The sequence below is a fragment of the Lysobacter sp. P5_C4 genome, assembly GCF_054049695.1.
In genome coordinates this window covers 249,566-262,996 of record NZ_JBFULX010000004.1, presented here as the reverse complement: position 1 = coordinate 262,996, position 13,431 = coordinate 249,566, and the positions used below count along the sequence as shown (strand labels likewise).

At 66.4% G+C, this 13,431-nt stretch carries 11 protein-coding genes and 1 pseudogene; 6 read left to right on the top strand and 6 right to left on the bottom strand.

Annotation, left to right across the window (positions count from 1 at the left end; translation table 11 throughout):
- Nucleotides 1-105 precede the first annotated feature (105 nt).
- Both ACXJJ8_RS11585 and ACXJJ8_RS11580 read right to left on the bottom strand, forming a co-directional pair.
- Nucleotides 106-510 (bottom strand): annotated as a pseudogene (locus ACXJJ8_RS11585) (ScyD/ScyE family protein); the annotation flags it as partial.
- 51 nt (nucleotides 511-561) lie between these two features.
- Nucleotides 562-825, bottom strand: coding sequence for a hypothetical protein (locus ACXJJ8_RS11580; RefSeq protein WP_499030121.1), 264 nt, complete (start codon nucleotides 823-825; stop codon nucleotides 562-564).
- A gap of 324 nt (nucleotides 826-1,149) precedes the next feature.
- Here ACXJJ8_RS11580 and ACXJJ8_RS11575 point away from each other — a divergent pair, with 324 nt between their 5' ends.
- The 5 genes from ACXJJ8_RS11575 to ACXJJ8_RS11555 all read left to right on the top strand — a co-directional run bounded on the left by ACXJJ8_RS11575 (nucleotide 1,150) and on the right by ACXJJ8_RS11555 (nucleotide 6,303).
- Nucleotides 1,150-1,521: a hypothetical protein gene (locus ACXJJ8_RS11575; RefSeq protein ID WP_499030119.1), complete on the top strand. Its 372-nt coding sequence runs from the start codon at nucleotides 1,150-1,152 to the stop codon at nucleotides 1,519-1,521.
- Between the two features lie 78 nt (nucleotides 1,522-1,599).
- Nucleotides 1,600-2,685 (top strand): CHAD domain-containing protein, encoded by a 1,086-nt coding sequence (locus tag ACXJJ8_RS11570; protein WP_499030117.1) that lies wholly within the window; start codon nucleotides 1,600-1,602, stop codon nucleotides 2,683-2,685.
- 10 nt (nucleotides 2,686-2,695) lie between these two features.
- Nucleotides 2,696-4,345, top strand: coding sequence for a SulP family inorganic anion transporter (locus ACXJJ8_RS11565; RefSeq protein WP_499030115.1), 1,650 nt, complete (start codon nucleotides 2,696-2,698; stop codon nucleotides 4,343-4,345).
- Nucleotides 4,342-5,226, top strand: coding sequence for a polyphosphate kinase 2 (gene ppk2, locus ACXJJ8_RS11560; RefSeq protein ID WP_499030112.1), 885 nt, complete (start codon nucleotides 4,342-4,344; stop codon nucleotides 5,224-5,226). Before ACXJJ8_RS11565 ends, ppk2 begins: the two co-directional genes overlap by 4 nt.
- Before the next feature lie 54 nt (nucleotides 5,227-5,280).
- Entirely contained in the window at nucleotides 5,281-6,303 is a 1,023-nt protein-coding gene (locus ACXJJ8_RS11555; RefSeq protein WP_499030110.1) for a histone deacetylase family protein, read from the top strand.
- Nucleotides 6,304-6,312: 9 nt separating this feature from the next.
- Here ACXJJ8_RS11555 and ACXJJ8_RS11550 read toward each other — a convergent pair whose 3' ends face one another.
- From ACXJJ8_RS11550 to ACXJJ8_RS11540, 3 genes are all read right to left on the bottom strand, one after another.
- Nucleotides 6,313-9,132, bottom strand: coding sequence for a hybrid sensor histidine kinase/response regulator (locus ACXJJ8_RS11550; RefSeq protein ID WP_499030108.1), 2,820 nt, complete (start codon nucleotides 9,130-9,132; stop codon nucleotides 6,313-6,315).
- Nucleotides 9,133-9,422: 290 nt separating this feature from the next.
- Entirely contained in the window at nucleotides 9,423-9,656 is a 234-nt protein-coding gene (locus ACXJJ8_RS11545; protein WP_499030106.1) for a WGxxGxxG family protein, read from the bottom strand.
- A gap of 134 nt (nucleotides 9,657-9,790) precedes the next feature.
- On the bottom strand, nucleotides 9,791-11,626 hold the full coding sequence (locus tag ACXJJ8_RS11540) for a tetratricopeptide repeat protein (protein WP_499030104.1): 1,836 nt from the start codon (nucleotides 11,624-11,626) through the stop codon (nucleotides 9,791-9,793).
- 148 nt (nucleotides 11,627-11,774) lie between these two features.
- On the opposite strand from ACXJJ8_RS11540, the gene ACXJJ8_RS11535 reads away from it, so the two are divergent.
- Nucleotides 11,775-12,767 (top strand): FG-GAP repeat domain-containing protein, encoded by a 993-nt coding sequence (locus ACXJJ8_RS11535; protein WP_499030102.1) that lies wholly within the window; start codon nucleotides 11,775-11,777, stop codon nucleotides 12,765-12,767.
- Here ACXJJ8_RS11535 and ACXJJ8_RS11530 read toward each other — a convergent pair.
- On the bottom strand, nucleotides 12,757-13,413 hold the full coding sequence (locus ACXJJ8_RS11530; RefSeq protein WP_499030100.1) for a glutathione S-transferase family protein: 657 nt from the start codon (nucleotides 13,411-13,413) through the stop codon (nucleotides 12,757-12,759). The two genes, ACXJJ8_RS11535 and ACXJJ8_RS11530, sit on opposite strands and share 11 nt — an antisense overlap.
- Between the last annotated feature and the right edge of the window lie 18 nt (nucleotides 13,414-13,431).

Below are 13,431 nucleotides of genomic sequence, written 5' to 3'. Positions count from 1 at the left end.
GCCACCGCGCGTTCGCGCATCACTGCGACCGAAGGTGAGCCGCTGCCCCGCGCATCGAGCGCGGGGCGAATCAACGCCGATCCCGGCGTATGGCGAATGAACGCCTCAGGGCAGATGGACCCGCAGGATCTGTCCCGAACCGGGCAACGGCGGACCGAAGCCGACGTTCGAAACGTACAGGTCGCCATCGGCCCCCATGACCATCGCGGTCGGCAACGTCAGTCCCCTGACGATGGTTTGCGGGGCGCCGCCGGGGCGGATGCGCACGATGCTGCCCAAGCCGGGCGTCGGGTCGGGCGCGCCCGAAGTCATCTGCAGGATGTACAGCGCATCGTTCCTGTCGAAGGCGATGCCGACGATCGCCGTGCCGCGCGCGACTGCCTGCAGCCGTGTCGGATTCGACAACACGCGCCACACGCGTTGCGAGCCATCGACGATGGGGAAGGTGCCGAGGTTGGCGATGTAGAAGTAACCGTCGTGACGCGCGACCGCGGTCGGGACACTGTGCGCACCGGGCGCACCAGGAAACCCGGCAGTGGCGCATCGTGGGTGACTCGGTCGTTACTCTCCGCCGCTACCCGCACGCCGCATCCGCGAAAACGGATAGCCATTGCAGCCGGTCCTCGGATCATCGCGACGCGCGATGGTGGTGCGCTCGGCATCGACCTGCGTGGGCGCTGCGTAGGCACTCAGGCAAAACCCCCATGCGTACGGCGCCATGTCGGGGAGGGCGATCCAGTCGATGCGTGTCCACAGGCCGGCGTCGCTCGCGTTGGACGCGTCGTTTTGCGCGACGAGGTACTGCGCATGCGGGTGCCATTCCACCACGATAGCGTGTGTTCGGCTGTTGATGCCATTCCTGCGACGAGATGCGATACGCGATGCCGTAGTCGTCGACGAATTCGCCGATCAACATTTGCGGTGGCGGTGCATCTTGCGCGGGTTCGCGTACGTCGCCTCGCGCGACGCAGCCGCAGAGCGCCAACACGCCGACTATCGCAGCGCGTTGCCAGGACGCCGTCGTCACGTTGCCGCGCTCCCGATTTGCGCTTGCCAAGGCGCTGTTCTCCAATCGATCCGTTGACGGAGTATTGTAGGAAGTTCGCCATTCCACTGCTGAGACACACGGAACGCTGCGGGTCACCGATCTTGGAACGGGACATTCAGATCTTCGAGGAACAGGGCCGGATCGAAATCAGGTTTCGTGGCCCCGTCAGTTTCCTGGACCGCATCGTCACCATGGACGATGTCTTCCCGCTGCTTGTCGCGCATGGCCTGAAGCACATCCTGATCGACTACTCCCGCGCATGGGTGCATGAGCCATCCCCGGCCGTGTTCCAGGCGCTGGATTCCCGTTTGCGCAGCGAGCCCTATCTCAAGCAGTGTCGGATCGCATTGGTCAATCCGCCGGAATTCCATGCCGTGCCGACCGAAGGCATTGGAAGCGAGATCGGCTACCCCGTGCGACGCTTCAACAGCCACCGCGCGGCAGTGGCCTGGCTCGACGGCGAGGGTCGATAGCGGCTGCGCACGCATCGGCTACCGGGCACCAGGATGCCATCCGGACGATCAAGCGATCTCGGTCACGCGGCACGCGCCATGGCGCGTGGGGCGTGTCGCTCGATCCTGCGCGCACTGATCTCCCACCACCGCGTGCACGCCTCGATCCACGATGCGCGCACGGGCATTCGGCGCCTGCGCGCGTTGCTGGCGCTGCTTGGAGATCCCTTCGGAGAGGTCGACGACATCGATCGCATCCTGCAGCGTGTCGGCAAGAGCCTGTCTGCATTGCGCGACGCGCACGTCGCGATCGCCACCGCCGAGCGACTGTCGAAGCAATGCCGGACGCAAGCGTGGCTTCCGGTCATCGAGCGCCTGGTGCTCCGCCGCGATGGGATCCTCCGGCGCGCGCTTGCACGCGATGCCTGGTTCCAGTTGCGTCGCGCCAGGATCGAACGTGTTGCCTCGCGGTTGGAAGCGATGGATTGGCGGGGACTGCGGGCGGTGGACCTGCGATCGGCATTGAAACGGAGCCGCCGCCGTGTCGGCAAAGCCGGACGGCGCGTGAAGCGCGATCCATCGGCGCCCAACCTCCATCGTTGGCGCCGCCGCGTGCGAAAACTGCGCATGCAGGTGGACGCCATCGCGCAGATCGCGCCAGCCGTCGCGAAGAAGCAGTCGAAACACGCCGCCAGGGCCGACGCCCGGTCCTTGCGAAAACTCGCCGATCGGCTCGGTCGCCTGCAGGATGAAGCGGTCCTCCGCGACATCCTGCGTCGCATGATGGCGGGGGTGGATGGCGCCACTGCCGAGCCAAGTCGCTCCGCCGTTGGCCCGAGGTCCAATGGAATCCGCCGCCGTCCGGTGTTGCCATTGTGCGACAGGGCCGCGCTGCGGAGGCTGGGCATGTCCGACAAGATGGATGCAGCGACCAGCCAGGCGTTGATCGAGCGGCTGGTCAATCAACGCCTGCCACGGACGCTGGATTTGAAGAAGCGCGTCGACGGCGGCGAACGCCTGCGCGACGGCGACATCGCCTTCCTCAAGGAAATGCTCGACGACGCCAACCGCAGCACGAGCTTCGTCATGCAGCATCCGGGAATGCACTCGCTCGCAGGGCAACTGGTCGACCTCTACAGCCAGATCATGCGCAAGGCGCTCGAAAACGAACAGAAAGGCGCGTGAGGCACGACGCATGTTCCCGGGACTGAAGTTGCGCGAGGACATCGTCGCCGGGTTGGTGACCGCCGCGGTCGTCATTCCCAAGGCGATGGCCTACGCAACCATCGCGGGGCTTCCGGTCGAAGTGGGCCTGTATACCGTGCTCGTGCCGATGGCCGTGTACGCCTTCCTCGGCACATCGCGGCCGTTGTCGGTGAGCACGACCACCACCATCGCGATTCTCACGGGCGCCGAACTCTCGCAGGTCGTGCCGAACGGCGATCCGTCGCAATTGCTCGCGGCAACGGCGACGCTGGCCCTGCTCGTCGGTGTTGCATTGATGCTCGCGGCAGTCCTTCGCCTGGGATTCATCGCGAGCTTCATCTCCACGCCGGTGCTGGTGGGTTTCAAGGCGGGCATCGCGGTGGTGATCATCGTCGACCAGTTGCCGAAGCTGCTGGGCCTGCACTTCGAGAAGGCCGGCTTCCTGCACAACATCGGCGAAATCGTGCGCGGGCTCGGGCATGTGTCGTGGCCGACGCTCGCCGTCGGCCTCGGCACCATCGCGCTGCTGACGACGCTCGAACACGTCCGCCCCCGATGGCCGGCGCCGCTGATCGCCGTTGCGGTCGCGATCGCTTGTGCCGGGCTGTTCGCGTGGCAGCGCTTCGGCATCGATCTGGTCGGCGACATCCCCGGGGGCTTGCCGCACATCACGATGCCGGACCTGTCTCTCGTGCAAGCACTGTGGCCGGCCGCGCTCGGCATCGCGTTGATGAGTTTCACCGAAACCATCGCCGTCGCGCGCGCGTTCCAGGGCCAGGACGAACCGGCACCTTCCCCCGATCGCGAGTTGATCGCGACCGGGGCGGGCAACGCCATCGGCGCGTTGCTGGGCGCGATGCCGGCAGGCGGGGGCATGTCGCAAACGGCGGTCAACCGTCGCGCGGGCGCGCATTCGCAAGCCTCCGGCCTGGCCACCGCGGCGACCGCGCTGATCACGATGTTGTGGCTTGCACCGCTGATCGGAATGATGCCGCAGGCCACGCTCGCAGGCCTGGTGATCGTGTACTCGGTCGGTTTGTTCAAGCTGGAAGACTTCCGCGACATCCTGCGCATCCGCCGCGTCGAGTTCATTTGGGCGGTCGTTGCCTTCGGCGGCGTCATGCTGCTGGGAACGTTGAAAGGCATCATCGTCGCGATCATCGTTTCGCTGGTCGCGCTGAGCCAGCAGGCGACCCAGCCGCGACTCCATGTGCTGCGGCGCAAGCGCGGGACCAATGTCTTCAGGCCGGTGTCGGACGAAAACCCCGACGATGAAGCCTTCCCCGGCGTGTTGTTGTTGCGACCCGAGGGCCGCCTGTTCTTCCTCAATACCGACCGCCTGGCCGAACGCTTCCAGGCCCTGGTCGCGGAGCACCGTCCGCAGGTTGTCGCGATCGACATGTCGGGCGTGTTCGACATCGAGTATTCGGCGTTGCAGTCGCTGATCGCCGGCGAACGCCGCCTGCGCGAAGCAGGTATCGAGGTGGTGCTGGCCGGTCTGGCGCCGGATGCGCTGGCGATGGTGCGCCGCTCGACCCTCGACGAAACGCTCGGGCCATCGCGCATGTTCTTCAATCTCGAAATGGCGGTGCGTGCGCTGACCGCACCGCCTGCAACTTCCACGGAGCCTTCCACATGACACGCACCGCGAAAACGAGCGCGACGAAGAAAGCCGCGAAAAAACCACGCGCGACGAAGACGGCGACCCAACACGTCGACGGAGACAAGGGCAGCGAAGCACCCGTCGCCAGGATGAAATCCAGCGAGTACGAAGCGGAACTGGACAAGCTCCACGTGGAGCTCGTGAAGCTGCAGCGATGGGTCGTCGCCAAGGGCCTGAAGGTCTGCATCCTCTTCGAGGGCCGCGACGGCGCCGGCAAGGGCGGCACGATCAAGGCGATCACCGACCGCGTGAGCCCGCGCGTGTTCCGCGTCGTCGCCCTGCCCGCGCCGACCGAACGCGAGAAGACCCAGATGTACCTGCAGCGCTACATCAAGCACTTGCCGGCGGCCGGCGAGATCGTGATCTTCGATCGCAGTTGGTACAACCGCGCGGGCGTGGAGCGCGTGATGGGCTTCACCGATGAAGCACACGTGCGCGCCTTCCTGACGACGGTGCCCGCGGTGGAAATGGCGATCGTCAAGTCAGGCGTGGTGTTGATCAAGTATTGGCTCGAAGTGAGCGAAGAAGAACAGACCAAGCGCCTGAAGGATCGCGCGCAGGACGGCCGCAAGCTCTGGAAGCTTTCGCCGATGGACATGAAATCCTTCAGCCGCTGGTACGACTACTCGCGTGCGCGCGACGAGATGTTCACGGCCACGGACACCGGCCAGGCCCCCTGGTACGTCGCGCGTACGGACGACAAGCGGCGCGCGCGCCTCAACGTCATCCGCCACCTGCTCGATCATGTGCACTACGAAGATTTGCCGCGCGAGAAGATCAAGTTCCCGAAACGGCAGAAGCCGCACGGCTACGTCGATCCGAAGTATCCGTGCAAGTACGTCGAGGAGCGGTACTGATCGGGCGGCCGCTCCCCATGGGCAGCCGGCACGCATGCGTCCTATGATCGGCGCATGAAGCTCATTCACTCGCCGCTCCATGCGCTGCACGACGGCGGCATGGAACTCCATCGCGGCAAGCTCGTGCCTTGCTACGAGATGCCCAGCCGCGTCGACCACATTCTCACGGCGATCGCGCGCGCCGGATGGCCGTTGGAGGGGCCGCGCGAGTACGACGATGCGGTGTTGGCGAGCGTGCACGACGCCGACTACATCGCGTTCCTGCGCGGCGCGTACGACGAATGGCAGGCCGAGGGGCGCGACGGGTTCCTGTTGCCGGGTGCGTTTCCGGCGCGCGGGATGCGTCGCGATCGGGCGCCGACGGGCTTGCACGGACAACTGGGTTACTACGCCTTCGATGCGGGGAGCCCGATCGTCGCCGGCACCTGGCCTGCGGCGCGTGCATCGGCGCATTGCGCGCTGACGGCGGCGGATTTCGTCGCTGCGGGCGAGCGCAGTGCGTACGCACTGTGTCGGCCGCCGGGCCATCATGCAGGTCGCGGCATGTTCGGAGGCTATTGTTTTCTCAACAATGCGGCACTGGCGGCGCAGCGCCTGCGCGATGCGGGCTTGGCAAGGGTTGCGGTGCTCGACGTGGACTACCACCACGGCAACGGCACGCAGGATATTTTCTGGAATCGCGACGACGTCCTCTTCGTTTCGCTCCACGGCGACCCGAACACCGAGTACCCGTACTTCCTCGGTTACGCGGACGAGCGCGGCACCGGCGCGGGCACGGGATGCAACTTCAACTTTCCGCTGCCGCGCGGCACCGATTGGACTGCGTACGCGGCAACGCTGGAGACTGCGCTTGCCCACGTGCGCGACTACGCGCCGCAAGCGCTCGTCGTCTCGCTCGGCGTGGATATCTTCGAAGGCGATCCGATCAGCCAGTTTCGACTGGCGGCAGCGGATTTCCCGCGGCTCGGCGCGCGCATCGCCGCGCTCGACCTGCCTACGGTGCTCGTGCAGGAAGGCGGTTATGCCGTTGCGCAGATCGGCGAGAACGTGGCCGGCGTCCTCGCCGCTTTTCGCTGACGCAGGGCCTTACCGCTGCTTTTGTGCGTCCGCGGCGTCGCTGGCGCGCGCCAACACTTCCATCAACATCGCCTGGTCGATGGGCTTCACCAGGTGGAAGTCGAGGCCGGCCTCGCGCGATGCCGCGTGGTCCTGCGGTTGTCCGTAACCCGACAGCGCCGCGAGAACACCGGTACGCGCACCGAGGCGTTCGCGGATGCCACGCGCCAGTTCGTGTCCGGTGATGTCGGGCAGCCCGATGTCGAGGAACGCGACTTCCGGCGGCTCGGCCACGATCGATTCGAAGGCATCGCGCGCGCGATGGAACACGCGTGCGCGATGTCCCATCGCCTGCAGCAACACCTGGAGGGTTTGCGCCGCATCCACGTTGTCGTCGACGACCACGATGTCCAACGCGGCCCCGTCGTGCGCCATGTCGTCGCTTGTGCGATGCGGCGCCTGCGCCGGCGCTTGCACCTGCGGCAGGGACACGGTGAACGCGGCGCCCTGGTTCCTGCCCTTGCTGTCTGCCGTGATCGAACCGCCGTGCAACACCACCAGGCTCCGCACGAGCGCCAGTCCGATGCCGAGCCCGCCCTGCGTGCGATCCGGCGAGCGGTCGGCTTGCGTGAACAGATCGAAGATCTTCGGCAGCAGCGCCGGTTCGATGCCCTGGCCGTTGTCGCGGATCGACACGCACACGTTGCCGTCCTGCACGTCCGCGACCAGGTGGATCTCGCCGCCTTCGGGTGTGTACTTGGCGGCGTTGTTCAACAGGTTGGCGAGGATCTGGACGAGCCGCGTGCGGTCGCCGTTCACCCACATCTGGCCCGCGGGCAGGCGCGTGCGCAAGGCGTGGCCGCGCGCATCGATCAGCGCGCGCACCTGCTCGATCGCGCTGGTCACGACCGCCTTGAGGTCGAGGGTTTCCATGTCCAGGTGCACGAGGCCACGCGTGACGCGCGAGACATCGAGCAGGTCGTCGACCAGCTCGGTCATGTGCCGCACCTGGCGCGCGATCACTTCGCCCGCCGAGCGCACGCGCGCCGGATCCGACGACAACATCAGCAACTGCGAAGCCGTGCCGATCGGTGCCAGCGGATTGCGCAGTTCATGCGCCAGCATCGCGAGGAACTCGTCCTTGCGCTGGTCGGCGTCGCGCAGCGCGCGTTCGCTGCGCTCCAGGGCGTCCTGCGCGACGCGTTGTTCGTGGATGTCCGTCGCGGTACCCATCCAGCGGACGATCGTGCCGTCGTCGGCACGCACGGCCACCGCGCGCACGAGCACCCAGCGATACTCGCCGGAGTGGTGGCGAAGGCGCAGCTGGACATCGTAATCCTCGCCTGTCGCCAGGCTGCGTTCCCACTGCACGCCCACGCGCGCCCGGTCGTCGCCGTGCAGGACTTCCAGCCACCGCGCGCCGTTCGCCGCGCCCTCGGCCAAACCAGTGAACGCATGGAACTGCTGGTTGTAGTAGTCGGTTTCGCCATCGGGCAGCGCCGACCACACCATCTGCGGCATCGCGTTGGTCATCGTCCGGAAGCGCGCTTCGCTTGCACGCAGGTCCGCTTCGGCTCGCACGCGGTCGCTGATGTCGGTTTGCACGACGACCGCGCCGGCGAGCGCGCCGTCGTCCAGGCGCACGGGCGTTGCCTGCATCAGCACCGTGCGCCGCGGGTGGTCGTCGAAGGGTTGCACCTCCACGATGTCGCCGCGCACGATCTCGCCGCGCAACGCGCGTGCCAGCGCCCAATCTTCATCGTGCAAGGGATCTCCGCGGCGCGCGGAATCGTCCGCCCACCAACCCTGTCGCGCGCGATAGGCCGTGATCTCGCCGGCCACCGGGTGCATGCCCCAGATCTCGCGATTGGCCGCGTTCACGCGCGTGATCACGCCTTCTGGATTGGCAAGCGCGACGCCGGAGGGCAGGGACTCGATGACCGCATCCAGGCGCAAGCGCTCGGTTTCGGCCTGCCGTTCGGCGATCGCCTGGTCGGTCATGTCGGTGCCCTGGATGAAGATGCCGTCGACCCGCCCGTGGTCGTCCACGATCGGCTGGAACACGAAGTCCACGATGCGATCTTCGATCTCGCCCTGGCTGCCCCGGCGCAGGCCGACGGCAATGCGGCGACCGATGAACGGCTCGCCGGTTTCGAAAACTTCCGTCAGCTTGTCGATGAACTTCTGGTCGAGCTCCGGCAACGCGGCGCGCACCGTCATGCCGACGATCTGCTCGCGCCCCACGAAGTCCATGTACGCCGGATTCGCGATCTCGTACACATGATCGTGGCCGCGCGTGACGGCGACGAACCCCGGCGCCTGTTCGAACAGCGAAATCAACCGCTGCATCTGCGCGATGCGCGTGCGCTCGGCGGTGACGCCCGCGGTGGTTTCCGTGCAGGCGCAATACATGCCGGCGACATCGCCCTGCTCGTCGGTGACGGGCGAATAGGAGAAGGTGAACCACGTCGGTTCGTCGTAGCCCTTGCGCCGCATCATCAGCGGCAGGTTCTCCACGTACATCGCTTCGCCGGCCAGCGCGCGACGCGCCAGCGGGCCGACGTCCTCCCAGATCTCCGACCAGATTTCCTCGAACGGCAACCCGAGTGCGAAGGGATGCTTGGCGCCGAGTACCTCGATGTACGAATCGTTGTAAAGAAACCCGAGCGACGGGCCCCACGCGACGAACATCGGAAACTTCGAGTGCAGCATCAGGCTAACGACGCTGCGCAGCGACTGTGGCCATCGGTCAGGCGGACCCAGCGGCGAGCGATTCCAATCGTGGTCGCGCATCAGGGCTGCGACTTCCCCCGGTGCATCGAGGAAGCGCAGGTTGGGGTCAGTGTTCATGGGATGGGTCGCGACGGGCAACCCCGATTATGGAGCTTCGGTGGTGTCCCGCTTTCACGAGATCGACACACCAGGCGAGAGCGACTCACGCCCCGCTGATGCACGACTTGCCAGGGTAGACGCTCCGAGTTCGCAAGCCATGCCTCGTTTTTCCCCTCCACGCGGCTGTCTGTTCAGCATCGTTGCGTCGATCGTCTTGACGGTCGTGCTCAATCTGCTGCTGCGCGCGTGCAGTACCTGAAAATCCCTGCGACATGACGAAGGCCCCGAATGGGGCCCTCTGTTCGAATTCAGCGTGCTGTATTCGTCGTGCGGTTGTCGGTGACCACATCGTGCCGCTTGCGCCCCATCAGGCCGAACAGACCGATCAAGCCGAGGAGGCCCCAATCATCGAATCCGCGATCATGGTCGGCGGTCTGGACGGTCGTCGTTGCGGGCGTGTCGTTCGCCGGCTGTGCCAGGGCAAGGGACGAGACGGTAGCGAGCGCCGTCATGAGGGAGGCCTGCAGGAGCTGTTTGCGCATTGCGATTCCTTTTTTTCTTGAGCGGGATGACCTTGTGGTCAAAGGCAGCATGGACGCTCTCGCGTTATTCGCCGGGGACGTTGCGGTGAGTGCGCACGTAACGGCGTTCATCGACCTGAGCTGCGCGCAGCAATTCAGTGGCATTGATATCGCCGCGGCCCCAACCGCTCGCACGCATCCGGCGCCCCGTACTGCTCCCACGCCTCGATCCATCCGAGCTTGCGCGCGGCCTCAGTGAACTGCGGCAGCGCGCGCATCGGCGCCTTGTCCGGTGCCCACATGCGAAGCATCACGCCGGCGTCATCCGAAGTCATGCGTCCACCGAAGAGGTCCAATGCCCGCGCGTACTGCTTGAGCCGCATCAGCGACAGCACCGTCCATGAAGGCAGTTCCGCGGGACGCGTCGCAAGGCATTCGTCGATCAATTGCAGCGAGCGTGCCTGTGCGCTTGCATCGCCATCGATCGTGCCCGCGAGCAAGGTGTCGTAACGGCCGGGACCTACGCTGCCGCAGGTGGTCGGGTCGAGCCCCGGCGCGATGGCCAGCAACCGACGCGCCTGCGTCGCGTTGCCGCGTCGATACTGCACCTCGCCCAGCCCGGACTTCGCCAGGCTCAGGCCGAGCGCGTCGGTGCGCGCGAACAAGGCTTGCGCGCTGTCGATGTCGCCGGCGAACAAATATTGGTAGCCACGCCAATTGACTGCGTTCGGCAACATCGGATCGATCGCGATCGCGCGATCCAGTTCGGCGATGCCTTGTTTCGTGTAGCCGGTGACGATCAACCATTGGCCCAGGTACATGTGCGCCGAAGCGTCCTGCGGCGCCATCGCGACGGCGCGTTCGTGATATTGGCGCGCCTGGGCGAAATGGCGGGCATAGCGCAGCGTCAACCCGAACACGTACACCGGCTGCGCAAGGTGCGGGTCCATCGTCATCGCTGCGCGCGCGTGACGCTCGGCTTCCGCCGCATGCGCGGGATCGCGCACGTTCAGCACCATCTGCACCAGCGCGAGTTGCGAGCGCGCGCGGACGAATTCCGGATCCAGCGCCAGCGCCTGTTCCAGCCACGCGACCGCGTCCTTCGCGCGCGGGTAGTCGCGCTTGTTCAACAACTCGCTCGCGCGCAGGTAGAGCCGGTAGGCCTCGGGGTTGTCGGTGGCCTTCGTCACCAGGCGCGATTTCTGCTCGTCGTCCAGCACGAGCTGCAACTCGTCGGCGATCGCGCGGGCGATCTGGTCCTGCAGCCTGAACACGTCCGACAACTCGCCGTCGTACTGCTTCGACCACAGATGGATGCCATCGACGCTGCGGATCAACTGCGCGGTGATGCGCACCTTGTTGCCTTGCGTCCGCACCGAACCTTCGAGTACGTGCGCGACGCCGAGCGCCTTGCCGATGGTGCGCAGGTCGACGTTGCGCCCCTTGTAGAAGAACGACGACGTGCGCCCGGCCACGCGCAGGTCGCGGATCTGCGCGAGTGCGTTGAGGATCTCCTCCGACATGCCGTCGGAAAAATAATCCTGGTCGTGCTTCGGGCTCAGGTCGGTGAAGGCGAGCACCGCGATCGACTTGTTGTCGACCGCGGGCGCTGGCGCGGAAACCGGTGCGGGTTTCGCGGCGGCTTCGACGACCTGCTGGCCGGGCCGCACGCTCGGCTGTCCGAAGTAATACCAGGCCACGCCAAGAACGACCAGGACGATGGCGATGCCGACCACGCGCTTGTTGCCGACCGGCGAGGCCTCGATGCGCATGCCCTCGGGCGTGAGTTCGAGCACCCACGTCAGGACCACCACGATGGGGAATCCGAGCAGCAACACGAGGATGAAAACGCGGAGCACCCAGGCGGGTGCATCGAAGGCGGGGAAACCGATGCTCGCGGCCTGCACGGCCAGCCACGCCGCCACCAGGTAGACGGCGCCGACCTTCACGACCTTGCGTCGCTTCAATTCGGCGAAAAGAGCACTTGCCATGCGTGCGGCCGCCCGTGGCGTGGCGGGCTCTTCCGCCGGAGGCAACCATACAGCAAGCGGGTGGTGGCGACGCCGGGGATGGACGGATGCGGGAAACGCACCCGTTTGTGGAGATGGGGCATCCGCGCGAACCTGGCAGGTGCACGCCATGCAAGCAACGCGAACATCGATTGCGAAAGGGTTGTTGCCCGGACTGATGGGGTTGGTGGCGTCCGCCGGGACGCTGGTGTCGACAGCGGCATCGGCCACGACGCCCGGCGCGAAGCGCAGTGATTTCAACGGCGACGCGCGCTCGGACATCCTGTGGCGCTTCGTGATTCCGGGACTGGGTCCGGCCGATGTCATCTGGCTTTCGGCCGACGCGACCACCCGGATGCCGGTGGCCGTGCTGCCCATGCCCTCCACTTGGCTGCTCGTGGGCCTCGGGGATTACAACGGCGACGGCCGCACTGACATCCTGTGGCGCGACACCATGGGGACGATGCGGATCTCGCTTGCAGCCACGGCGACGCTGCAGGCCGTGAGCAGCGTGAGCAACATGGCCTGGGGCGTCGCAGGCTCGGGGGATTACAACGGCGATGGTCGCGCCGACATCCTGTGGCGCAACGGCATCACGGGCGCGAACCTGATCTGGCGCTCGGCGAATTCGGCGACGCGGCAGGCCGTGTCCACGCTCGCCGTGACCTGGGACGCCGTGGGCTCGGGCGATTACGACGGCGATGGTCGCGCCGATATCCTGTGGCGCAATCAAAGCACCGGCGCGAACGTCATCTGGCGGTCCGGGAGTTCGGCAACGCCGCAAGCCGTGCACACCGTCGCCAACGGGGCGTGGGTCGTCGTCGGATCGGGTGATTACAACGGCGATGGTCGATCGGACGTGCTTTGGCGCAACTTCGACACGGGCGCAAACGTCATCTGGCGGTCGGCCAATTCGGCTTCGCCGCAAGCGATGCTCGCGGTGTCCCTGGCGTGGGGGGTCGGTGGATCGGGCGACTACAACGGCGACGCGCGCGCGGACATCCTGTGGCGCAATCGCGACACGGGCACCAACGTGATCTGGCGTTCGGCGAACGCAGCGACCACGCAGGGTGTCGCGACGATGCAGTTCTATCTCTGGTCGCCGATCAACTTCAGGGAGTAGGCGCTTCGCTCGCTTGGAACACCGCCAATTGCGCAGCGAACGCACGCTGGTAAGCGGGCCGCGCTTCGGCGCGGGCGACAAGGGCGGCGAGGTTCGGAAAGCTGTCCAGCAGGCCCGCCGCTTTCACCCGCAGCAGCACCGTCGCCATCATCAGGTCGCCGGCACTGAACGCGCCGTCGAGCCACTCCGCGTCGCCCAGGCGGTCGGCGAGTTCGCCGAGCCGTTGGCGGATGCGTTGTTCGACGAGGGGCAGGCGCTGCGCGAACCAGGGTTCGTTGCGCTCGACGAACTTGACGATCACCAGGTCGAGGATCGGCGGCTCGATCGTGGAAATCGCGGCGAAGATCCACCCGATGGCGCGCGCACGCGCACTGGCATCGTCCGGCAACAGGCCGGCATGGTGTTGCGCGATGTGGAGCACGATCGCGCCGGATTCGAACAAGGCCAGTCCGCCCTCTTCATACGTCGGGATCTGCCCGAAAGGATGGAGCGCACGATGCGCCGGCGCCTTCATCGCTTCGGACGAAAGCAGGCGGACGTCGTAGGGCTGGCCCACTTCTTCGAGCGCCCAGCGCACGCGCATGTCGCGCGACAACCCCCTGCCGCGGTCGGGCGAATGTTCGAAGGCGGTGATCGTGGGGGTCATCGAAGGCGCCTCCCGGGA

Coding starts and splice junctions, on each gene's coding strand:
- ACXJJ8_RS11570 (WP_499030117.1), top strand. CDS start 1,600: ATGGCGCGTGGGGCGTGTCGCTCGATCCTGCGCGCACTGATCTCCCAC.
- ACXJJ8_RS11565 (WP_499030115.1), top strand. CDS start 2,696: ATGTTCCCGGGACTGAAGTTGCGCGAGGACATCGTCGCCGGGTTGGTG.
- ppk2 (WP_499030112.1), top strand. CDS start 4,342: ATGACACGCACCGCGAAAACGAGCGCGACGAAGAAAGCCGCGAAAAAA.
- ACXJJ8_RS11555 (WP_499030110.1), top strand. CDS start 5,281: ATGAAGCTCATTCACTCGCCGCTCCATGCGCTGCACGACGGCGGCATG.
- ACXJJ8_RS11550 (WP_499030108.1), bottom strand. CDS start 9,132: ATGAACACTGACCCCAACCTGCGCTTCCTCGATGCACCGGGGGAAGTC.
- ACXJJ8_RS11545 (WP_499030106.1), bottom strand. CDS start 9,656: ATGCGCAAACAGCTCCTGCAGGCCTCCCTCATGACGGCGCTCGCTACC.
- ACXJJ8_RS11540 (WP_499030104.1), bottom strand. CDS start 11,626: ATGGCAAGTGCTCTTTTCGCCGAATTGAAGCGACGCAAGGTCGTGAAG.
- ACXJJ8_RS11535 (WP_499030102.1), top strand. CDS start 11,775: ATGCAAGCAACGCGAACATCGATTGCGAAAGGGTTGTTGCCCGGACTG.
- ACXJJ8_RS11530 (WP_499030100.1), bottom strand. CDS start 13,413: ATGACCCCCACGATCACCGCCTTCGAACATTCGCCCGACCGCGGCAGG.